Consider the following 21,277-nt stretch of genomic DNA (forward strand, 5'->3'; position numbering starts at 1 on the left):
CGCTTCAGAACCACTGCCCCGGCTCCATCAGCCCCAGGTCCAGCAGCTGGCGGGAGTGCCACTCGAACGGCGCGGAGTTGTGCCAGCGGAAAGTCTCGATGTCGAAGGTCGAGCCAGGATTGCGTTTCAGCGCCTTGGCGGTGCGGAACGAGCAGACCGCCGCGGTCAGGTTGTGGTGCCAGGGGCAAGCGTAGGTGTTGTATTCCTGGTCATTGAAAGTGTGGTCCGGCTGCAGCTTCAGCCCCGGCTTGGCCTTGAACAGTGAAATCCGGTCGATTTTGCGGCTGGGGGCCGGGATGTGTTCCTCGAAGCGCCAGCGCACGCCGCCAAAGAAGTCCAGCTGCCGCTCGCGCGGGTGGCCAGTTTCCGGATCTTTTCGCGACTGGGCATAATAGCCGGACTTGTCGAGATAGGCATCCTCAAGCGACACCGCAGTGGGGGAGGCCTCCAAATCGCCTGCGTATAGGTCGATCACATAGCTGAGCATGGCATCGCGCCGCTCCTCGGTGTGATAGGCCAGCATCTCGCCGACGCTGCGGGTCTCGCAAAACGGGAAAAACAGATATTCTGCGTTGTAGCAGTAGTAGAGCCAGCATCCGGGCTGCGCAGCGGCAATCACCGCGTTGACCGCGCCGGGCACCGCGCCTTCGGGGCCACAGTCGAACGGCACCCGGTGCACCTTTGCGCGCACGTCCTGCGGCAGGTCGAAGGCATCCGGCATCATTGCAACTACTGCCTTGAAGCCGCTTTGCAGGTGATGGCGCAGGGTGGTGGCGATTTCTGCTTCATCCTCGATAAAGACCAGCGCCACCGGACCTTTGATCAGCAGCGCCTTGCCCTGTTTCAGGAAATCTTCCAACGAAGAATACATCATGCCCGTCTGCCCTTTGCCTTTCTGGCCTTTGGGCTCAAAATCGGGTAAATGCGGCCTCATTGCAAGCGGCGGCGTTTGCCTGTATGGCAGGCCGCTGTTTACCCACCCTGGCTGGAAGGCTGACCCGCATGACCGCGCCCAAGAAGCTGTTTATCAAGACCTATGGCTGTCAGATGAATGTCTATGACAGCGAACGCATGGCCGAGGCGCTGGGCGGCGAGGGCTATGTGGAGACCAAATCGGCGGATGACGCCGACATGATCCTGCTGAACACCTGCCACATCCGGGAAAAGGCGGCCGAGAAGGTCTATTCCGAGCTGGGCCGTTTCAAAGGGCTGAAGGCGGAAAAGCCGGACCTGAAAATCGGCGTTGCGGGCTGCGTCGCCCAGGCCGAGGGCGAAGAGATCATGCGCCGCCAGCCGCTGGTCGACCTGGTGGTCGGCCCGCAAAGCTATCACCGCCTGCCCGAGATGGAGGCCAAGGCGCGGGAAGGGGAGAAGGTGCTCGACACTGATTTCCCCGAGGAAGACAAATTCGAGAAACTGAAAAGCCGCCCCAAGGCCAAGCGCGGCCCGACGGCGTTTCTGACCGTGCAGGAAGGCTGCGACAAGTTCTGCGCCTTCTGCGTGGTGCCCTATACCCGCGGCGCCGAAGTCTCGCGCCCGGCGGATCGCATCCTGCGCGAAGCCCAGGAACTGGTGGAGCGCGGCGTGCGTGAAATCACCCTGCTGGGTCAGAACGTGAATGCCTATCACGGTGCCGGTGCCAATGGCGATCTGACCCTGGCGCAGCTGATCTGGGAGCTCGACAAGATCGACGGGCTGGAGCGTATCCGCTTTACCACCAGCCACCCCAACGACATGCAGGACGACCTGATCGAGGCCCACGGCACCTGTGCCAAGCTGATGCCTTATCTGCACCTGCCGGTGCAGGCGGGCTCCGACAAGATCCTGAAGCGGATGAACCGGTCGCACACCGCCGAAAGCTATATCCGGCTGATCGAGCGCATCCGCGCCGCGCGCCCCGACATCCTGATCTCCGGCGACTTTATTGTCGGCTTCCCGGAAGAGACTGAGGAAGACTTCCAGGCCACAATGGATCTGGTGGAAGAGGTTAAATACGGCACCGCCTATTCCTTTAAATATTCTACGCGTCCAGGCACTCCTGCTGCGGAGCGGCCGCAGGTCGATCCCGCTGCTGCAGACGACCGTTTGCAGCGCCTGCAGGCTCTGTTGACCAAACAGCAGCGCGAAGTGCAGGACAGCATGGTCGGCCGCGAGGTTGGCGTTCTGTTCGAAAAGACCGGCCGCCTGCCGGGTCAGATGGTTGGCAAATCCGACTATCTCCACGCTGTGCATGTGGCTGACTGCAGCCGCGAGGTTGGCGACCTGGCACGGGTCCGCATCGTCTCGTCCGGCGCAAACTCGCTGGCCGGCGAATTGATCGGCTAGCACTTTCGCAGCAATGCGAATCTCTCAGGCCGTTTGGTTCCAAGCGGCCAACGGCCGTTGGTGGGCGTTTGCCAGGTGAGTCTTGATTGCATCGGTTCCGGGGACAATTTTCCCCGGGTGCTTTGAGTGTTCGGCAATTGCGCCTAATCTGCGCGGAATACCGCTCAATTTAGCAGGTATATTGCATCAATTTCAGGTAGTTTTGTCCTTATGGCCTGAGCGGTGGGCACCTATGCGGCAAACACCCTGGGGGAACTTAGGTGAAGGAAATCTGGTTGTGTTGAAACTCGAATTGAATAAGGCGCTTGCGCTGGCCGCCGCGGCCGCGGCCGCGCTCAGCATCGCCGCCGCGCCTGCCAGCGCGCAAACCCAGCAGCGGACCATCAAGGGCGAGCGGTATATTCCGACGATCTGGGTTGACCCGGATGGCTGCGAGCATTGGGTGATGGACGACGGGGCCGAGGGGTTCATGACCCCGCATGTTACTCCCGATGGCAAGCCGGTTTGCCGGCAGGGCAACATCTGCGGGGTGATGCCGACCGACCAGTTCTTCGCCACCGACAAGCATTTCATCAATGCCGCCGGCCGCAAGCGCCTGGGTGAGTTCTTCCAGCAGGCAAAGGCCAACGGAACGCGGTCCTTTGTGATTGCCGGCCACACCGACAGCCGTGCCTCGGACGAATACAACATCCGCCTGTCCGAGCGCCGCGCCAATGCGGTGGCGCAGGTGGCCCGCTCGGTTGGCGCCCGGATCAACGATATCCGTGCCTATGGGGAGCGCGACCCGCGGGTGCCCAACACCAGCGCCGCCAACATGGCGCAGAACCGCCGCGTCGAAATCTACTGCCTGCGCTGAGGGGGAAGCGACCATGATGATGCGTAAAACACTTGTACTTCTCGCCGCGGTTGCCGCAGTTTCCGCTTGTTCCGAGACTTTGGACAAAACCACCGACCAGCACATCGGTGACGGCCGTTCTCTGGACCTGTCGAACCTGACCGCCGGTATCTGGGTTGATCCGCAAGGCTGCGAGCATTGGATCATCGACGATGGCCTGGAAGGCTATGCCGACTTGCGCCGCACTCCGGATGGCAAGCCGGTCTGCAACAGCGACCTGCCGCGCAACGTCGCCACCGGTCCGTTCAAGGAAGGATCCACCTTCGCCGACCCGATTTGACCGGTCCGGATTCATGTGACGCGCAGCCGCCCTCGTGGGCGGCTGTTTTGTTTCAATTGAGTGAATTTCCGCCGCTCCTGCTTGCGCAAACGGTGCTGCCCGGGCAAACTGAAACGGCAACCCAGGACCAGAGGAGATCAGCTTGGCCATCGGTGCCCTGAACGACGCGCAAGACCAGAATGCCACCCATGAAGTGCTGCTGGAATTTCCCGACAACCGCTTGCTGATCGACCTGTGCGGCGAATACGACCGCAACCTGGCTGACATCGAACAGAAACTGGGCGTTCAGATCGTCCGCCGCGGCAACCAGCTGTCGGTGATGGGCGAAGATTCGGCGCGCGAACAGGCGGCAGGGGTGCTTGCGGCACTCTACGACCGGCTGGAGACCGGCCGCAGTGTCGAAAGCGGCGACATTGACCGCGAGCTGCGGATGAGCCCCGAAAACGACGAGGCAGAGCCAGACGGCCAGCTGCAGATGTTCCGCGGCGGCCGGGTGGAAATCAAGACCCGCAAGAAACTGGTGGAGCCGCGCACCGAAGCGCAGAAAGCCTATGTGCATTCGCTTTTCGAAAACGAGCTGGCCTTCGGCATCGGCCCGGCTGGTACCGGCAAGACCTACCTTGCAGTCGCTGTCGGCGTTTCGATGTTCATCACCGGCCATGTCGACCGCATCATCCTGTCGCGGCCCGCGGTGGAGGCGGGCGAAAAGCTCGGTTACCTGCCTGGCGATATGAAGGACAAGGTCGACCCTTACATGCAGCCGCTCTATGACGCGCTGAACGACTTTCTGCCGGGCAAGCAGCTGGCCAAGCTATTGGAGGAAAAGCGCATTGAGATTGCGCCGCTGGCCTTCATGCGCGGCCGCACTCTTTCCAACGCTTTTGTGGTGCTGGACGAGGCGCAGAACGCCACCACCATGCAGATGAAGATGTTCCTGACCCGCCTCGGCGAGGGCTCGCGCATGGTGATCACCGGCGACCGCTCGCAGGTCGACCTGCCGCGCGGGGTGCAGTCTGGCCTGGCGGATGCCGAACGTCTTCTCAAGACGATCCCCAAGATCAGCTTCAACTATTTCACTGCCCGAGACGTGGTCCGCCACCCCCTTGTGGCGGCGATCATCGAGGCTTATGACGCGGACGCCAAACCGGCCTGAGGCCCGAATCCGCCGCGCTCCTTTCATCTTGCCGGAAATACTCCGGAGGTGGGGGGCCGGCCCCCGCTTTGACAGGCGCTCCATGACGCTCGACATCACCATCGAAGACAGCCGCTGGCAGGACGCCGGGCTTGCAGCGCTGGCCGAACAGGCGGCCGCGGCTGTGCTGGCGCATTTTTCGCTTGATCCGGAGGTCTGCGAGATCTCGCTGCTGGCCTGCGATGATGCGCGTATCTCGGAACTCAACGCCGAATTCCGCGAAAAGGATAAGGCGACCAATGTCCTCAGCTGGCCCGCAGAAGAGCTGGCCGCAGAAGACGACGGCGGCATGCCCGAGGCACCAGAGGCTGATTTTACAGGTGAAATCCCGCTGGGCGACATCGCAATTTCCTATGATACCTGCACCCGCGAAGCATCCGAAGCAGGCAAGCCTTTGGCCGATCATACCCGCCATCTGATCGTTCACGGATTGTTGCATCTCTTGGGCTACGATCACATTCGTGACCGCGATGCCGCATTGATGGAAGGGATTGAGGTCCTGGTACTTGGCAAAATGGGTATCGCGAACCCATATATGAATGAGGACGCCCCCTGAGCGGGGCTTTTGGATAGGACCGATGGGCGACATAGAAGGCAGTTCTAACGCGGCGCAGGGCGCGCTGCAGAACGTGAACGGCACAGGTGCAGAAGCGCCGGCCAGTGAGAGATCCGGTTTTTGGGCGCGGCTGTTCGGTGCGTTCACTGCTGAGGCGCAAGCCGAAGAAGAGACCGGCAGCGAACAGCCTGCGGCGGGGTCCCAGCCGCATGGCATGATCAACCTGCGCCGGATGCGGGTTGAGGACGTCGCCATCCCCTCGGCTGAAATTTCTGCAGTACCGGTCACGGTCGCCAAGGAGGACCTTGTCGGTATCTTCCGCAAAAGCGGCTTCACCCGGATTCCGGTCTACGAGGGAACACTGGACACGCCGCTGGGATTTGTCCACCTCAAGGATTTCTCCCTTACCCATGGCTTCAACGGCGATGGCGCTGAGTTTGACCTCTCCCGCATGCTGCGGCCATTGCTGTTTGTGCCGCCGTCCATGCCGATCGGCGTGCTCTTGACCAAGATGCAGGCGGAGCGCCGCCACATGGCTCTGGTGATCGATGAATACGGCGGTGTCGACGGTCTCGTGACCATCGAGGACCTGATCGAGCAGGTGGTGGGTGAGATCGAAGACGAACACGACGCCGACGAGCTGCAGACCTGGTTCGAGGAAAAGCCAGGCTGCTATGTTGCACTGGCCCGTACCTCGCTGCCGGATTTCGAGGCCGAGACCGGCCATTCGCTCACCAGCCACGACGATGTGGATGAGGAGGAAATCGATACCCTCGGCGGCCTGGTTTTCATGCTGTCGGGCCGGGTGCCTGCCCGTGGCGAGGTGATCGAGCACCCCGAGGGTGCCGAGTTTGAAATCATGGACGCCGACCCGCGCCGGATCAAACGGCTGCGGGTACGGCTGCCGGACGCCGCCGCATGATCTCACTGGGGCTGCGGCAGGCCGCGCGCCAGCTCCGGCTGGCCCCGGCAGCGCTGGCCTTTGGCGGCGGCGCGCTCTTGTCACTGGCTCTTGCGCCCTGGCACATCCTCCCCGGCCTGCCCGTTGCGCTTGGTGCCGCAGGCTGGCTAATCCTGCAGGCATCTTCGGCGCGTTCAGCGGCGCTGGCAGGCTGGCTGTTCGGGCTGGGGTATTTTGCCTTTGGCCTGTCCTGGATCATCGAACCGTTTCAGATCGATCCAGAGCGCCACGCCTGGATGGCGCCCTTTGCGCTGATCTTCCTTACGGCGGGGCTGTCCCTGTTCTGGGGGGCTGCCTTTGGCCTGGCAGCGCGTATCAGTACCGGCGCTTGGCGGCTTCCGGCGCTGATCACAGTCTGGTCATTGGCCGAGTTCGCCCGGGCCTATGTGCTCACCGGCTTCCCCTGGGCGGCTTTCGGCCAGTTCTGGATCGGCACGCCTGCTGCAAACCTTTTGCCTTGGACCGGCCCGCACGGGCTGGCGCTGCTGACGCTGACGGCCTTTCTGCCGCTGGCGAGGCTGCGTCAGACTCCGGTGGCTGCGCTGGCGCCGCTGGGGTTGGTCATGGCCACTGTGTTTCTCGTGCCGCCGCCGCAGCAAGCAGAGATGACAGGCAAAACCGTGCGAATCGTTCAGCCGAATGCGCCGCAGGACCTGAAATGGCATCCGGACCACCGATGGGAGTTTGTCCGCCGGGCGGTTGCCTTCTCAGAGCAAACGCCGCCGCCGGACCTGATAGTATGGCCCGAAACGGCGGTGCCTCAGCTGATGAACTATGCCGGGGATACTTTGCAGGCCATTGCGGAGCGAGGCGGCGGGGTGCCGGTGCTGCTCGGCATCCAGCGGGAAGAGGCTGGCGCTTACTATAATTCCGCGGTGCTGTTGGATGGGAACGGGGAGCCGGCCGCAACCTATGACAAGGCGCATCTGGTGCCTTTTGGGGAATACGTGCCCTTTGGCGATGTGATGGCCCGGATTGGAATCCACGGGTTCGCCTCGCAGACAGGGGCGGGGTACGCAGCCGGACCGGGTGCTGAAATCATGGATCTGCCGGTTGGTTCAGCGCTGCCGCTGATCTGCTATGAAGCTGTTTTTCCTCAGGATGTGAACTCGGCCGCCCGGCGGCCGCAGTTGCTGGTGCAGATCACCAACGACGCTTGGTTCGGCACCCGGTCCGGACCGTACCAGCATTTGGTGCAAGCGCAGATGCGGGCGATAGAGCAGGGCCTGCCCATGATCCGGGCGGCCAATACCGGGGTCTCGGCGATGATCGCGCCGGACGGGCGCTTGCTGGACAGCCTGGCCTTGGGCGAGGCGGGTTACATCGACGCCGGCCTGCCTGCGCCGCTGCCGCCGACGCTCTACAGCCGCACCGGTGATTGGCCGGTGTTCCTGCTGTGTCTTTTCACTGCTGCCGTGGCAGCATCCCGCCATTGGACACTTGCACGGCGGTCATAGCTGATAAACTTTATCGGAATAAAGATTGACCGGCGCCGCCGCGCCGCGTAATGCGGCTTGATACCTACCACAACGGCTTCCTGGCGTGGCAAGGCAAACCTGTAATGGAGCACATCTCACATGACCCGTTTGAACTACACTTTCACTTCGGAATCGGTTTCCGAGGGCCACCCGGACAAGGTCTGCGACCGTATTTCCGACGCGGTGCTGGATGCCTTCCTGGCAGAAGAGCCCGAAGCGCGCGTGGCAGCCGAAACTTTTGCCACCACAAACCGTGTCGTCATCGGCGGTGAGGTGGGCCTGTCCGACCAGGACAAGCTGCACAGCTACATGGGCAAGATCGACGAGATCGCCCGCGCCTGCATCAAGGACATCGGCTACGAGCAGGACAAGTTCCACCACGAGACCGTGGAAGTGACCAACCTGCTGCACGAGCAGTCGGCGCATATCGCGCAGGGCGTTGACGCGGCGGCGGACAAGGATGAAGGCGCCGGCGACCAGGGCATTATGTTCGGCTATGCCACCACTGAAACCCCGGCGCTGATGCCGGCGCCGATCCAGTATTCCCACGCAATCCTGCGCCGCCTGGCGGAAGTTCGCAAGAACGGCACCGAGCCGGCGCTTGGCCCGGACGCGAAATCGCAGCTGTCAGTGGTTTATGAAGGCGGCAAGCCGGTGGGTGTGAGCTCGCTGGTGCTGTCGACCCAGCACCTGGACGAAAGCCTGACCTCGGCCGACATCCGCGCCATTGTAGAGCCTTACATTCGCGAAACCCTGCCTGAGGGCTGGCTGACCGATGCCACCGAATGGCACGTGAACCCCACCGGCAAGTTCGTGATCGGCGGCCCGGACGGCGACGCCGGCCTGACCGGCCGCAAGATCATCGTCGACACCTATGGCGGTGCAGCCCCGCATGGCGGCGGCGCGTTCTCGGGCAAGGATCCGACCAAGGTGGACCGCTCGGCGGCCTATGCTGCGCGCTACCTGGCCAAGAACGTGGTGGCCGCAGGCATGGCAGAGAAATGCACCATCCAGCTGTCCTATGCCATCGGCGTTTCCAAGCCGCTGTCGATCTATGCTGACACCCATGGCACTGGCGAAGTTGCGCCGGCAGCTATTGAAAAGGCAATCGACCAGGTGATGGACCTGACCCCGCGCGGCATCCGCCAGCACCTGGGGCTGAACAAGCCGATTTATCAGCGCACTGCCGCCTATGGCCATTTCGGCCGCGACCCGGAAGTCGACGGCGGGTTCAGCTGGGAACGCACCGACCTGGCCGAGGCACTGAAAAACGCGGTCTGAACCGGGCCACGAAGGAAAGAATGAAGGGAGCGGGCTGCAAGCTCCGCTCCTTTTGCTTCTGGGGCGGGCCGGTCAGCAAAACTGCCCGGCTGTTTCGCGCTGGGAGCATGGGGCCAATGTCTTCGGCCTCTTTGCTCTGGAGCGGACAGAAGGGCTGCGTCATAGTACAGGGGTAACGCTGATTTCTGCCGGACCTGTAATGCTGCGATTGATACTTGCCTGCATGTGCCTGACGTTTCCCCTGGCTGCAGCGGCAAAGGATGCGCTGCCGCAAAAGTTCAGTCTGCAGGGGAAGACGCTGGTCTATGACACCGAAACGGATGTGCAGGGCGAAGCCGCCGAAATCTCCAATGACGATATCGCTAAGCTGCGGGAAATTCTGAAGAAGACACCGGGCATTTCGGAGCTGCAGCTCAACAGTACTGGCGGCAGCGTTTACGCCGGGGAAGAGATTGCCGGGCTGGTGCTGGAATACGGGCTCGATACGTCGATTGACGGGGCCTGCATCAGCGCCTGTGTCGATGTGTTTCTGGCGGGCAACCGGCGGCGGATGACAATCGGGTCGCGCATCGGCTTCCACCAGCGCAGCTGGCCTGCGCCCGCGGTGCATAAATACTACCGCAGCGAGCGCAAAGCGCAGCGCTGGGCAACCCCGTTTGAATTCGGCTCCTGGATCTATGTGGATACTCAGCGCGAGATTCATAACCATCTGAGCTACATGGTGGCGCGGGGTGTCGATCCTGGTTTTGCCATTGAAACCCTGCGTACAGAACCGGGCAGCGAGTGGTTCCCAAGCCGCTTGCGGCTGATCGCTGCGGGTGTGCTGCGGGAAACGCTGCAGAACCGGCAGCCCTAGCCGGGTTGACCCGGGCCGCCGCTTGCGGCAGAGGAGCGGCCAGCCTTTCATTATTGCTCTGTACAGGAGGCCAGACGCATGTCCGGCGACCAGAAACCTCGCGAAGACCGCTCCGCGGCGACACAGCCCGAAGCAGCCAATGCGGCTGACAAACACGCCAGCGGAGCGCCGTGGCGCAATTTCTACGGCCGCTTCAAGGGCAAGACGCTGAAGGACAGCCAAAAGCGCTATCTGGACGAAGACCTGGCAGGCCTCAGTCCTGGACCGGTGAGCTGGGAAGACAATCCTGACCGCACGCTGCTGGATCTGCAAGCGCTCTTCGGCGGCAAGGATGTCTGGCTGGAGGTCGGCTTCGGTGGCGGCGAGCATCTGGTGCACCAGGCGGTAAGCAACCCGGAAGTAGGTATCATCGGTGCGGAACCGTTCATCAACGGTGTGGCGATGCTGCTGGGCAAAATCCGCAATGCAGGCACTGACAACATCGCCGTTCATCCAGGGGACGCCCGTGATCTGATGGATGTGCTGCCCGAGGCATCGATCTCGCGTGCCTTTCTGCTCTATCCGGATCCCTGGCCCAAGGCACGCCATCACCGCCGCCGCTTCGTGACGCAGGAACATCTGGAGCCGCTGGCCCGCTGCCTGAAGCCCGGCGCGATCTTCCGTGTTGCGACAGATATTCCCGACTACGTGCGCCAGACCCTGGAAGAGGTGCCGAAGGCCGGTTTCGAATGGCTGGCCGAAGGTCCGGCCGATTGGCGCCAGCCGTGGGATGATTGGATCTCCACCCGCTACGAGCAGAAGGCTCTGCGCGAAGGCCGCACCCCGCATTACCTGACCTTCCGCCGCCTGGGCTGAAGCCGATAGCGCTGGACCGGCCAGACCCAATCCGTTACCGATAGCGCAAACGAACAGACGAACGACCGACAGACGAAGGAAGCCCCATGTCCGGACACGGCACGCCCATCCCGATGACCTCCCACCGTGCTGACCCGCTCAAGGGCGTGGCAGAGGTGCCCGGCGACAAGTCGATCTCGCACCGCTCGCTGATCCTGGGCGCGTTGTCGGTTGGGGAAACCAAGATCTCCGGCCTTCTGGAGGGCGAGGATGTGCTGGACACCGCCAAGGCGATGCAGGCCTTTGGCGCCGAGGTGGTGAACCATGGCGGCGGCAACTGGTCGGTATTCGGCATTGGTGTCGGCGGCTTTGCAGAGCCTGACAATGTCATCGACTGCGGCAACTCCGGCACCGGGGTGCGGCTGATCATGGGGGTGATGGCATCCTCTCCGATCACTGCGACCTTCACCGGCGATGCCTCTCTGAACAAACGCCCGATGGCGCGCGTGACCGACCCGCTGGCGCTGTTCGGCACCCAGTCCGTGGGCCGTTCCGGCGGCCGCCTGCCGATGACCATCGTCGGTGCCGCCGACCCGGTGCCGGTGCGGTATGAGGTGCCGGTGCCGTCTGCGCAGGTGAAATCCGCGGTGCTGTTTGCCGGCCTCAACGCGCCTGGCAAGACCGTGGTGATCGAAAAGGAAGCCACGCGTGACCATACCGAGCGCATGCTGGCCGGATTCGGTGCCGAGATCACCACCGAAGAAACTGAAGAGGGCCGCGTCATCACCCTGACCGGCCGTCCTGAGCTGAAGCCGCAAGTCATCGCCGTGCCGCGCGATCCGTCTTCCGCGGCTTTCCCGGTCTGCGCGGCGCTGATCACCCCCGGCTCCGACGTGCTGGTGCCCAACATCGGTCTGAACCCCACCCGCGCGGGCCTGTACTACACGCTGCAGGACATGGGTGCGGATCTGACGTTCGAGAACATGCGCGAGGAGGGCGGCGAGCCGGTTGCCGATCTGCGAGCCAAGTTCTCGCCCAATATGAAGGGCATCGAAGTACCGCCGGAGCGCGCAGCCTCGATGATCGACGAATACCCGGTGCTGTCGGTGGTGGCTTCCTTCGCGGAAGGCAAGACCATGATGGGGGGCGTCAAGGAACTGCGCGTCAAGGAAAGCGACCGGATCGATGCGATGGCCAAAGGCCTGCGCGCCAATGGCGTCACCGTCGAGGAAGGCGAGGACTGGTGGGAAGTCTCTGGCCTGGGCATTGATGGCGTGCCCGGCGGCGGCACCTGCGAGAGCTTCCTGGATCACCGCATCGCTATGTCCTTCATGGTGATGGGCATGGGGGCGCAGAACCCGGTCTCTGTCGATGACGGCAGCCCGATCGCAACATCCTTTCCGATCTTCGAAAGCCTGATGGGCAACCTGGGCGCCAAGCTGGAGCGCACATGAGCGAGAGCTTTACGATCGCAATCGACGGGCCAGCGGCCGCAGGCAAGGGGACGATCTCGAAGGCCGTCGCGGCGCATTACGGCATTGGCCATTTGGACACCGGCCTTTTGTACCGGGCCGTTGGTGCCAAGATGCTGGAGGGCGTGGCCCCGATTGAAGCGGCGCAGAACCTGACGCCGGAAGATCTGGCACGCGGCGATTTGCGCGGGCCGGAAGTCGCGCAGGCAGCTTCCAAGGTGGCAGTGATTGCCGAAGTGCGTGCGGCGCTGGTGGACTTTCAGCGTGCCTTTGCCCGCCGGGCAGGCGGCGCGGTGCTGGACGGGCGCGACATTGGCACTGTGATCTGCCCCTATGCGCAAGTGAAGCTGTTTGTCACCGCAAGCGCTGAAGTGCGGGCGCGCCGACGGTTCCTGGAGCTGACTGCAGCAGGCAAGGTGATCTCGCTGGAAGAGGTGCTGGCCGACGTAAAGGCCCGCGATGACCGCGATATGAACCGTGCCGAGGCGCCTTTGAAGCCGGCCGAGGATGCGGTGCTGATCGACACCAGCGACCTTAGCATCGAAGACGCGCTGGCGGCCGCCCTTTCGGTAATCGAAGAGCGCTGGGTGGTGGAAAGATAAACACCCGCAGCTGATGCAGCAGCTGCGGGCGGAGGGACTGCAGGACGGAGCAGTGCTGCCGCCCCTCTGGGACACGGAAGCGCTTGGGATCAGAGCTCGCCGACGGCGGTGTGCTTGATCTTGCCCCACTGGCTGTCCGCGGTCTTGGCGGTGCCGGCCACGTCTTCCAGGAAGGCGGCGCGGGTGGCGGCGTTCAGGAACAGGAACAGCTTGCCGTCGTGCACCAGGTACTGGTCCGGGTCGCCGTCGAACTTCTTGCCGACCGACACGCCGTAGGAGCAGAAACCGCCGTGCTGCGGCAGGTATTTCGCCGGGTTGGCTTCAAAGGCGGTCTTGTTTTCCTCAGAGGCGAAGTAATACGACGCGCCGTCCACGGTGGCCGAGTAGTTGGCCACGCCTTCCACCGGGTTGCGGCTGTCGAACAGGGCAACCAGGTCGACGCCATGGGCCGCCAGCGGCGCGCCGCCGGCCGAGATGCCGTTGGAGACGTTGACCTCATCGGCGGCAAAGGCCGGAGCAGCCAGTGCGGCGGAGAGCGAAATCAGAGCGGTTGTCAGAAGCGTTTTCATGTTGATCCTCATCAGGTTCGGTTGCTGTTACGGTTTGTTCAGGGCGGGCTGTGCGGCCCGGTGATCTGAAGCTAAGTCCGCAAGGCTGGACGTTTAATCTCTGATCGTTCGGGTGATTTTGCAGATCGTCCGGAACTCTGGCGTGCCTGTTTTCACGCGTGCTCACCGATCTGTGCATGGAGCCTGGGTCCGCGCGGCAGTAGCCTGAGAGTGCTTTGCCGAAGAGGAGGTGCCGACATGGCCTGGCTGCGGACATTTGTGACTGCCTGTGTATTGGCGGCGCCTGCCTGGGCGCAGGAGGCGCCTGAGGTGCCGGACGCCCCCGAGCCGCCGATGACTTATGAGCGGCTAGGGCGGATCATCTTTGCGCTGGACGAGAACGCGCAGCCGATGGGCACCGGCTTTCAACTAAGCATCTCCGGCGTGCCGATGCTTGTGGTCACCGACCCGGCTGCGGACCGGATGCGGGCGATGGTTCCCTTGCGCCCGGCCGAAGGGCTGACTGCGGAAGAGCTGATGCGGATGATGCAGGCCAATTTCGACACTGCGCTGGATGCGCGCTATGCTGTGGCCCGCGGGCAGCTGTGGGCCGTTTTCATCCACCCGCTGTCGCCGCTGGAGAAAGACCAGCTGATCTCCTCGCTGGGCCAGACCGTCAATATCGCCCGCACATATGGCACGCTTTACACTGGCGGAGCGCTGCAATTCGGAGGGGGCGACAGCCCGGGCATCCAGCGGCAGCTGATTGAGGAACTGTTGGAAAAAGGGGAGGAAATCTAGCTTCCACGCGCAAACGGGAGACTTCATTCAAGGGTACGAAAATCATCCTGGCTGCTCGGCAAGGTGATAAATTTCGTCGTCTGAACAGCAGAATAATATGCGTCAAGTCGCGAGAGGCAGCCTAAAGTCGCTGCAAACGGCTTGGAGAGCGCATATGACCACATTCGAGGACCGCCTGACCGCGCTGCGCCGCGATTTCCACCGCCACCCGGAGCTTGGTTTCGAGGAACACCGCACCATGGCCAAGGTGGCGGCGCATCTGCGCGGCCTCGGGCTGGAGGTGCATGAAGGTGCAGGCGTGGTTGGCCTGCTGCGCTGCGGCCAGGGCAACCGGGCAATCGGGCTGCGGGCCGATATGGACGCGCTGCCGATCGATGAGATCTCCACTCACAACTATGTCTCGGAAACACCGGGCAAAATGCACGCCTGCGGTCATGATGGCCATATGGCGATGCTGCTGGGCGCTGCGGAACGGCTGGCACAGGAGCAGGGCTTTGACGGCACCGTGGTCTTCCTCTTCCAGCCAAACGAGGAGCACGGGCTGGGCGCGCAGGCGATGATCGCCGAGGGCGTGCTGGAAAAATTCCCGATCGAAGAGGTCTATGCCATCCATAACCTGCCAGGTGCGCCGGTGGGGCAGGTCTCGACCCGGGCAGGCCAGATCTGCAACAGCGAAAGCCTGTTTGAAATCTCGATCAAGGGGCAGGGCGGCCATGCCTCGATGCCGCAGACGGGCGTGGATGCGATCACTGTCGGGGCAGAGATGGTTCTGGCGCTGCAGACCATCGTCTCGCGCAAGCTGGCGCCGGGGGCGGGGGCCGTGGTTTCGGTCACCGAATTCCTGACCAACGGCCAGCGAAATGTGCTGCCGGGCCATGCGGTGCTGAAGGGCGATGTGCGGGCGCGGGTGCCTGAAGACCGCAAGGCGGTTGAGCGGTTTATGCGCCAGATTGCCGCCGGGGTTGCTGCCACCCATGGGGTGGAGACTGAGGTGACCTTCAATACCGAATTTGTGGAAGCCATCAACGCAGAAGGCCCGGCTGAGGCCGTCTACCGCGCGGGTGAAGCCGCGGGCTTTGAGGTGATCCGCAACCGGCCTCCGATGAGTTTCTCCGAGGACTTCGCCTATTTCGCGGAAGCGGTGCCGGGCTGCTTCCTGCTGTTGGGCAACGGCGAAGAGGGCCCCAACGGCCAGCCGCTGCATTCAGCGGATTATGATTTCAACGACGCTCTGCTGCCGATCGGCGCCGAGTTCTGGGTGCAGCTGGTCCGTGACCGGCTGCCAGCGGGAAAGGACTGACTATGTTTGAGAAATTTGCAGTGGCGATGAGCCATGCGGCAGGAAGCCCCAAGGCCGGCGAAGCGGCCTATACCGTGCTGTCCGAACAGGATTTCGGAAACGCTCAGGCGGAGATCACCGCGTGGGAGGGCTATGAAGCAACGCCGCTGGTTTCGCTGGCCGGACTGGCGGGTAAGGTCGGCATTGGCCGTATCGATTACAAACATGAGGGCCCGCGGTTCGGCTTGGGCAGCTTCAAGGCATTGGGCGGATCTTATGCGGCGTTGAGGGTGCTGCAGCGGGAACTGAGCGCGCAGCTGGGCCGGGACGTCAGCCTGGAATCCATCCGCAAGGGCGAGCATAGGGAAGCCTGCGCCGGGATCACACTGGTGTCTGCCACCGATGGAAACCACGGCCGTTCGCTGGCCTGGGGCTGCCAGCGGTTCGGCGCGCCCTGCCGTATCTACATCCACGCCGAAGTCAGCGAAGGCCGTGCCGTGGCGATGCGCGAACTGGGCGCCGAGGTGATCCGGATCACCGGAGATTATGACGAGTCGGTGCTGCTGGCCAAGAAGGAAGCGGAGGAGAACGGCTGGTTCGTGGTCTCCGATACCTCCTGGGAGGGCTACACCGAGCCGCCGCGCGACGTGATGGCCGGCTACAGCGTAATGACCCGTGAGGCCTGTGAATCTCTCGAGCAGGCGCCCACACATGTGTTCCTGCAGGGCGGTGTTGGCGGCCTGGCGGCCTCGGTCGCGGCCGGTCTGCGCCAGTACTATGGGGAAAATTCCCCGCAGGTGGTGATCGTAGAGCCAGAGCTGGCCGCTTGCCTGTTCGACAGTGCCCGCAACGGCAAGGCGACCAACTTTGCCATTCAGGAGGAGACCATCATGGCGGGCCTTTCCTGTGGCGAACCGTCGGAAATGGCTTGGGAGATCCTGGCCGAGGAGTCTTCGGACTTCCTGACCATCCCGGACAGCATCGTGGCCCCAACCGTGCGGCTGCTGGCCAATTCTGAGACCGGCGATCCCGTGGTTGAAGCCGGCGAAAGCGCGGTGGCAGGGCTGGCTGCTGTCATAGCGGCTTGTCAGTCGGCAGAGATGAAGGGCACCCTGGGACTGGATGCAGAGTCTCGCGTGCTGCTGATCGGATCCGAAGGCGTGACCGACCCGGCAATCTTTGCCGCGATCATGGAAGGCAAAGACCATGTCTGAGGCGCCTGTGCGCGGGTTTCCGGAGGCGGAGTTCGCCGCCCGGACCGAAAAGGCACAGGCACTGATGGCGCAGCAGGGGCTCGATGGGTTGCTGCTGCTGACCGAGCCGGAGGTGCGCTATTTCAGCGGTTTCCACACGTTGTTCTGGCAAAGCCCGACCCGGCCCTGGTTCCTGTTTGTGCCGCCTGAGGGCAAACCAATTGCGATCATCCCGGAGATCGGCGCCGACCTGATGCGCCGCACCTGGATCGAGGACATCCGCACCTGGAGCGCACCTGCGCCCGAGAACGATGGCCTCAGCTTGCTGACAGAGCTGCTTTCGTCGATTGCCGGGCGAGGCGGCTCGATCGGGGTGATGAAGGGCCATGAGACCGCACTCAGGATGCCCCTGGGCGACTATGAACGGCTGATGGCCGGTCTGCCGGGGCTGAAGGTGGCAGACGCAACCCCGCTGGTGCGCAGCCTGCGGATGGTAAAGTCCGCAGCCGAGATCGAAAAATTGCACCATATCTGCGACATCGGCTCGCGGACCTTTGCGCGGGTGCCGGAATTCGCCCACGAAGGCCAGCCGTTCGAGGACCTGTTCCGCGCCTTCCGCCGCGAAGCGCTGGCGCAGGGGGCGGATGATGTGCCTTATCTGGTCGGGGGTGCTGATCAGGGCGGCTACAGCGATGTAATTTCTCCGCCGACGAGCCGCCCACTGGAGGCGGGGGACATCGTGATGCTGGATACCGGCGCCACCTGGGACGGATATTTCTGCGACTTCGACCGCAATTTTGCCATTGGCCGGGCCGATGACTTGTCGCGCCGGGCCTATGATGTGTTGTGGCGGGCGACGGAGGCCGGGATTGCCGCGGCCAAACCGGGTGCCACCTGCCGGGAGCTGTTCCAGGCGATGCAGGCGGTGATTGCGGAAATGGACGATCAGGGCGGCGACGTGGGGCGGCTGGGCCACGGGTTGGGGATGCAGCTGACCGAGTGGCCCTCGCATGCGGCATTCGACCAGACAGTGATCGAGGAGAACATGGTGCTGACGCTTGAGCCCTCGCTCGGCTATGGTGACGGCCATATCATGGTGCATGAGGAAAACATCGTGGTCCGCGCAGGTGGCGCTGAATTGCTGACAACGCGCGCCGCCTCTGAGCTGCCGGTGATCTGGAGGAGAACTTGATCCATGAAGCTCCCTTTTGACACAGATGCAGGCATCGGCACCCGCGCCACTTTGGGCGTGATTGTGCTGGAAACCGACGAGACGCTGGAGGCGGAGTTCTCCCGGATGACAGCGCAGGAAGGGGTGGCGCTTTATCACAGCCGCATCCCGATGGTGCCGGATATCCGCCCGGAGACGCTGGCGCTGATGCAGGCGGATCTGCCCGCGTCGGCCCGGCTGTTCCCGTCATCTCTGGACTTCGATGTGATCGGGTACGGCTGCACTTCGGCGTCGACAGTGATTGGTTCGGATAAGGTGGCGAAAGCGGTGCGAACCGTTCTTCCTGATGTCAAAGTGACCGACCCGCTGGCGGCGATCATCGCCGCAGGCAAGGTGCTGGGCGCGGCGCGGCTAGGATTTGTCACGCCCTATCTGCCCGAGGTGTCGGCGCAGATGCGCGGCAAGCTGGAGGAGGCGGGGTTCTCGATTGCGGGTTTCGGCTCGTTTGAGGAAATGGACGACCGGGTGGTCGCCCGCATCTCGGAAGCGTCCATATCGGAGGCCGCCAAACAGGTGGCCCAGCAGGAGGATTGCGACGCCATTGTGATCTCCTGCACCAATCTGCGTTGCCTGCGTGTAATCCCGGTAATCGAGGAGGCGACAGGTGTGCCTGTGATTTCCAGCAACCAGGCGCTGGCCTGGCACATGCTGCGGCTGGCGGGGGTTGAGGGCGCCATGCCTCAATTCGGCAAGCTGTTCAGCCATGCCTTGAGCAATTGAAATGGACCTCGGAAGCAGGTCGCGGCGGGTTTATGGCCGGGTCTAAAGCGCGCTTGTAATTCTCTCGCGGATCACGACAGATTGCCTGTCAGAGTTTGATTCGAGCCTGCAAGGATGCCCGGATGCCCGCCACCCGTTCCGCGACCCGCCCCGCAACCCGCAACGTCCTGTTCATCATCATCGACCAACTGCGCGCCGACTGCGTGTTCGGCGCCATGGCCGAACATGTGGAGCTGCCCAACGTCCGCGCCTTCATGAAGGAGGCGGTGTCGTTCAAGCGGCATTTTTCGGTGACCAACCCCTGCGGGCCCTCGCGTGCCTCGATCCTGACCGGGCAATACGCGATGAACCACCGCTCGGTCCGCAACGGCGCGCCGCTGCGCCATGATACGCCCAACATTGCCACTGAAATGCGCAAGGCCGGCTATATGCCGATGCTGTTCGGCTATACCGATACCTCGCAGGACCCGCGGGCCTTTGATGCCAACGACCCGGCGCTCAGAACCTATGAATTCCCGATGAACGGGTTTCACGAGATGACCGAGATGCGGATGGAGATGTCCTATCCGTGGCAGTCGCATCTGATGAACCAGGGCTATGAATTCGAAAACTATTGGGACGTCTACAAGCCGGTCTCGCCCGATGGCGGCGCGCCCAAGCTGAACGATCCGGCGCTTTATGCCGCCGAGGATAGCGACACCGCCTTCCTGACCAATTCCTTTCTGGGCAAGATGACTGCCTATCACAAGGAAAGCTGGTTTGCGCATCTGACCTATATCCGGCCGCATCCGCCGCTGGTGGCGCCGGCGCCGTACAACACCATGTATGATCCGGCTTCGCTGCCGCTTCCGGAGCGGCTGGGCTCGCCGGAAGCAGAGTGTGAACAGCATCCGTTCTTTGACCCGGTGCTGCGCAAAAGCACGATTGCAGGGTTTGTGGAAGGTTTCCCGGATCTGGAGCCGACGGACGAAAACATCCGTATCCTGTGCTCGGTCTACCTGGGCCTGGCCACCGAGGTCGATCACCACATCGGGCGGGTGGTGCAGTTCCTGAAAGATACGGGCCAGTATGACGACACCATGGTGGTGATCACCGCCGATCATGGCGAGATGCTGGGCGACCGGCACTCCTGGGGCAAGATGACGGTCTATGACGCCGCCTATCACACGCCGCTGATCATCCGGATGCCAGGCAATGAAGCGAATGCAGGCGCCTGCCTGACGGAGATCACCGAGTCGATCGACGTGACGCCGACCATTCTGGACTGGGTCGGGCAGGAGATCCCGAACTCGATGGACGGGCGCTCGCTTTTGCCGCTGCTTCGGGGGGATGTGCCGCAGGATTGGCGGCAGTATTCCTTCTCGGAGCTGGACTTTGCGGAACCGCTAAAGCCAACGCTGTGGCAGGAGGCGCTCGGCACATCGCCAAGCGACAGCTGTTTGGGCATCCTGCGCGATGAACGTTTCACCTTGGTGGAGTTTGCCGCCGACCTGTCGCCGATGCTGTTTGATGCACAAGGGCAGGGCGAGCTGGAAAATGTGGCAGGAAAACCGGAATATGCCGCCGACCTCAACCGGCTGACCCGGATGATGCTGCGGCACCGGATGAGGAATATGGACCACACGCTGTCGCTGACCTCGATCACCCCTGAAGGCGCGCGCGGCCTGTCCCGGTTTGCAGGGCAGCGCTCTTAAGGACTGCTGAAGCCGGTTGCGGAGGGCAAACGAAAAGAGCCCGGCTCCTTGAGCGGGAACCGGGCTCTTTTTCGGTTTTGCAAGCGTTACATGAACCAGTCTGCAGTGAGCTCGGCGTCTGCCTTGACACCTTTGAGATAGGCGATTTGCAGCGCGTCTTCACCGCCTTCGCCATCGGCATCGAACTCCAGCCAGTTCTGGCGGTCGCCGCTCAGGGCCAGCTGGCCGCTGGACAGGGCATCGTCCAGATTGGTGCCCAGGTCCAGCAGCAGCCCGTCGATGTCAATCTTGTCTCCGTATTGCAGCTTGAAGTCGAGGATCGTGTCGCCGGCCTCTGACGCCGAGTTGAAGACAAAGACATCTGCATCGCGGCCGCCCTTGAGTATGTCGGCGCCATCCCCACCTACGATCCGGTCCTGGCCGCCGCCGCCGTCGACAGAGTCATTGCCGTCGCCGCCCGAGAGGATGTCGTCGTCGTTGTCCCCCTTGATGGTGTCATTGCCGGAGCCGCCATCCACAGTGTCAGCGCCATTGCCGCCTTTCACCTGGTCGTTTCCGGCGCCGCCGTCCACCAGGTCATTGTCGTTGCCGCCGTCAAGCTTGTCGTCACCGGCCCCGCCGGACAGTGTATCCTCACCGTTGCCGCCCTTGATCTGGTCGGTCCCGCTGCCGGCGGTCAGCTCGTCGTTGCCGTCGCCGCCATCCAGCCTGTTGTTGCCGTTGCCGGCATCCACTGTGTCATCGCCTTTCTGAGCTTTGATGTTGTCATCGCCGCTGCCGCTGGTGACCAGGTCGTTGCCGTGGCCGCTGTCGATCTTGTTGTTGCCATCGCCAGCGTCCAGAGTGTCATGCCCGTCGCCTGACTTGAGCTGGTCCTTGCCGCTGCCGGTGATGAGAACGTCATTCCCGTTGCCGCCAAAGACTCTGTTGTCGCCATCGCCGGCATTCATGGTGTCGTCGCCATCGCCGCCTTTGAGCTGGTCCTTACCGCTGCCGCTGGTCATTACGTCGTCGCCAGTGCCGCCTTCCAGCTTGTTGTCGCCGTCGCCGGCGTTCATGGTGTCGTTGCCGTCGCCGCC

General features: G+C 62.9%; 21 protein-coding genes and 1 riboswitch. Of the genes, 18 read left to right on the forward strand and 3 right to left on the reverse strand.

The genetic code is table 11. The features are described from left to right. Positions 1-4: 4 nt before the first annotated feature. A complete protein-coding gene (locus RA19_RS08995; RefSeq protein WP_039162048.1) occupies positions 5-874 on the reverse strand; it encodes a hypothetical protein in 870 nt (289 codons plus the stop codon). A 128-nt stretch (positions 875-1,002) separates the two neighbouring features. Between RA19_RS08995 and miaB the strand changes: the two genes are divergently transcribed. The 12 genes from miaB (at position 1,003) to RA19_RS09055 (ending at position 12,732) form a co-directional block, all read left to right on the forward strand. Further along, entirely contained in the window at positions 1,003-2,325 is a 1,323-nt protein-coding gene (gene miaB, locus RA19_RS09000) for a tRNA (N6-isopentenyl adenosine(37)-C2)-methylthiotransferase MiaB (protein ID WP_039161785.1), read from the forward strand. Between the two features lie 271 nt (positions 2,326-2,596). Beyond that, positions 2,597-3,181 carry an OmpA family protein gene (locus tag RA19_RS09005; RefSeq protein ID WP_039162051.1) on the forward strand — a complete coding sequence of 195 codons (585 nt, stop codon included), beginning with the start codon at positions 2,597-2,599 and terminating at the stop codon, positions 3,179-3,181. Between the two features lie 13 nt (positions 3,182-3,194). Continuing rightward, positions 3,195-3,500, forward strand: coding sequence for a hypothetical protein (locus RA19_RS09010; protein WP_039161788.1), 306 nt, complete (start codon positions 3,195-3,197; stop codon positions 3,498-3,500). Positions 3,501-3,642: 142 nt separating this feature from the next. Continuing rightward, complete coding sequence (locus RA19_RS09015) at positions 3,643-4,653, forward strand: PhoH family protein (protein ID WP_039161790.1); 1,011 nt, start codon at positions 3,643-3,645, stop codon at positions 4,651-4,653. Positions 4,654-4,735: 82 nt separating this feature from the next. After that, positions 4,736-5,248 carry an rRNA maturation RNase YbeY gene (ybeY, locus tag RA19_RS09020; RefSeq protein ID WP_039161793.1) on the forward strand — a complete coding sequence of 171 codons (513 nt, stop codon included), beginning with the start codon at positions 4,736-4,738 and terminating at the stop codon, positions 5,246-5,248. A gap of 22 nt (positions 5,249-5,270) precedes the next feature. Beyond that, the gene (locus RA19_RS09025; protein ID WP_039161795.1) at positions 5,271-6,170 is read left to right on the forward strand and encodes a hemolysin family protein; all 900 of its coding nucleotides are present in this window, start codon (positions 5,271-5,273) and stop codon (positions 6,168-6,170) included. Beyond that, entirely contained in the window at positions 6,167-7,666 is a 1,500-nt protein-coding gene (gene lnt, locus RA19_RS09030; RefSeq protein WP_039161798.1) for an apolipoprotein N-acyltransferase, read from the forward strand. The genes RA19_RS09025 and lnt overlap by 4 nt, the downstream gene beginning before the upstream one ends. 61 nt (positions 7,667-7,727) lie before the next feature. Continuing rightward, positions 7,728-7,778, forward strand: a riboswitch (SAM-SAH riboswitch). Positions 7,779-7,786: 8 nt separating this feature from the next. Then, complete coding sequence (gene metK, locus RA19_RS09035; RefSeq protein WP_039161799.1) at positions 7,787-8,968, forward strand: methionine adenosyltransferase; 1,182 nt, start codon at positions 7,787-7,789, stop codon at positions 8,966-8,968. 199 nt (positions 8,969-9,167) lie between these two features. Next, positions 9,168-9,824 (forward strand): COG3904 family protein, encoded by a 657-nt coding sequence (locus RA19_RS09040; RefSeq protein WP_052261720.1) that lies wholly within the window; start codon positions 9,168-9,170, stop codon positions 9,822-9,824. A gap of 78 nt (positions 9,825-9,902) precedes the next feature. Next, positions 9,903-10,679 carry a tRNA (guanine(46)-N(7))-methyltransferase TrmB gene (gene trmB, locus RA19_RS09045; protein WP_039161802.1) on the forward strand — a complete coding sequence of 259 codons (777 nt, stop codon included), beginning with the start codon at positions 9,903-9,905 and terminating at the stop codon, positions 10,677-10,679. Positions 10,680-10,765: 86 nt separating this feature from the next. After that, positions 10,766-12,112, forward strand: coding sequence for a 3-phosphoshikimate 1-carboxyvinyltransferase (gene aroA / locus RA19_RS09050; protein WP_039161804.1), 1,347 nt, complete (start codon positions 10,766-10,768; stop codon positions 12,110-12,112). Then, positions 12,109-12,732, forward strand: a complete 624-nt coding sequence (locus RA19_RS09055) for a (d)CMP kinase (RefSeq protein ID WP_039161807.1) — start codon at positions 12,109-12,111, stop codon at positions 12,730-12,732. Before aroA ends, RA19_RS09055 begins: the two co-directional genes overlap by 4 nt. An 89-nt stretch (positions 12,733-12,821) precedes the next feature. Here the strand turns inward: RA19_RS09055 and RA19_RS09060 are convergent, their stop codons facing one another. Beyond that, entirely contained in the window at positions 12,822-13,301 is a 480-nt protein-coding gene (locus RA19_RS09060; protein WP_039161809.1) for a YHS domain-containing (seleno)protein, read from the reverse strand. A 237-nt stretch (positions 13,302-13,538) separates the two neighbouring features. Here RA19_RS09060 and RA19_RS09065 point away from each other — a divergent pair, with 237 nt between their 5' ends. From RA19_RS09065 to RA19_RS09090, 6 genes are all read left to right on the forward strand, one after another. After that, positions 13,539-14,081, forward strand: coding sequence for a hypothetical protein (locus RA19_RS09065; protein ID WP_039161810.1), 543 nt, complete (start codon positions 13,539-13,541; stop codon positions 14,079-14,081). 154 nt (positions 14,082-14,235) lie between these two features. Next, the gene (locus RA19_RS09070) at positions 14,236-15,381 is read left to right on the forward strand and encodes an amidohydrolase (protein ID WP_039161811.1); all 1,146 of its coding nucleotides are present in this window, start codon (positions 14,236-14,238) and stop codon (positions 15,379-15,381) included. A gap of 2 nt (positions 15,382-15,383) precedes the next feature. Beyond that, entirely contained in the window at positions 15,384-16,574 is a 1,191-nt protein-coding gene (locus RA19_RS09075; RefSeq protein ID WP_039161813.1) for a diaminopropionate ammonia-lyase, read from the forward strand. Then, positions 16,567-17,745 carry a M24 family metallopeptidase gene (locus tag RA19_RS09080; RefSeq protein ID WP_039161818.1) on the forward strand — a complete coding sequence of 393 codons (1,179 nt, stop codon included), beginning with the start codon at positions 16,567-16,569 and terminating at the stop codon, positions 17,743-17,745. The genes RA19_RS09075 and RA19_RS09080 overlap by 8 nt, the downstream gene beginning before the upstream one ends. Before the next feature lie 3 nt (positions 17,746-17,748). After that, positions 17,749-18,504, forward strand: coding sequence for a maleate cis-trans isomerase family protein (locus RA19_RS09085; RefSeq protein ID WP_039161820.1), 756 nt, complete (start codon positions 17,749-17,751; stop codon positions 18,502-18,504). Between the two features lie 122 nt (positions 18,505-18,626). Continuing rightward, a complete protein-coding gene (locus tag RA19_RS09090) occupies positions 18,627-20,198 on the forward strand; it encodes an alkaline phosphatase family protein (RefSeq protein WP_052261721.1) in 1,572 nt (523 codons plus the stop codon). A gap of 86 nt (positions 20,199-20,284) precedes the next feature. Here the strand turns inward: RA19_RS09090 and RA19_RS09095 are convergent. Beyond that, a partial coding sequence (locus RA19_RS09095; protein ID WP_082020496.1) for a calcium-binding protein occupies positions 20,285-21,277 on the reverse strand: 993 nt, incomplete at its 5' end.

Source organism: Leisingera sp. ANG-M1 (assembly GCF_000813745.1).
In the GTDB taxonomy this organism is placed as follows: domain Bacteria; phylum Pseudomonadota; class Alphaproteobacteria; order Rhodobacterales; family Rhodobacteraceae; genus Leisingera.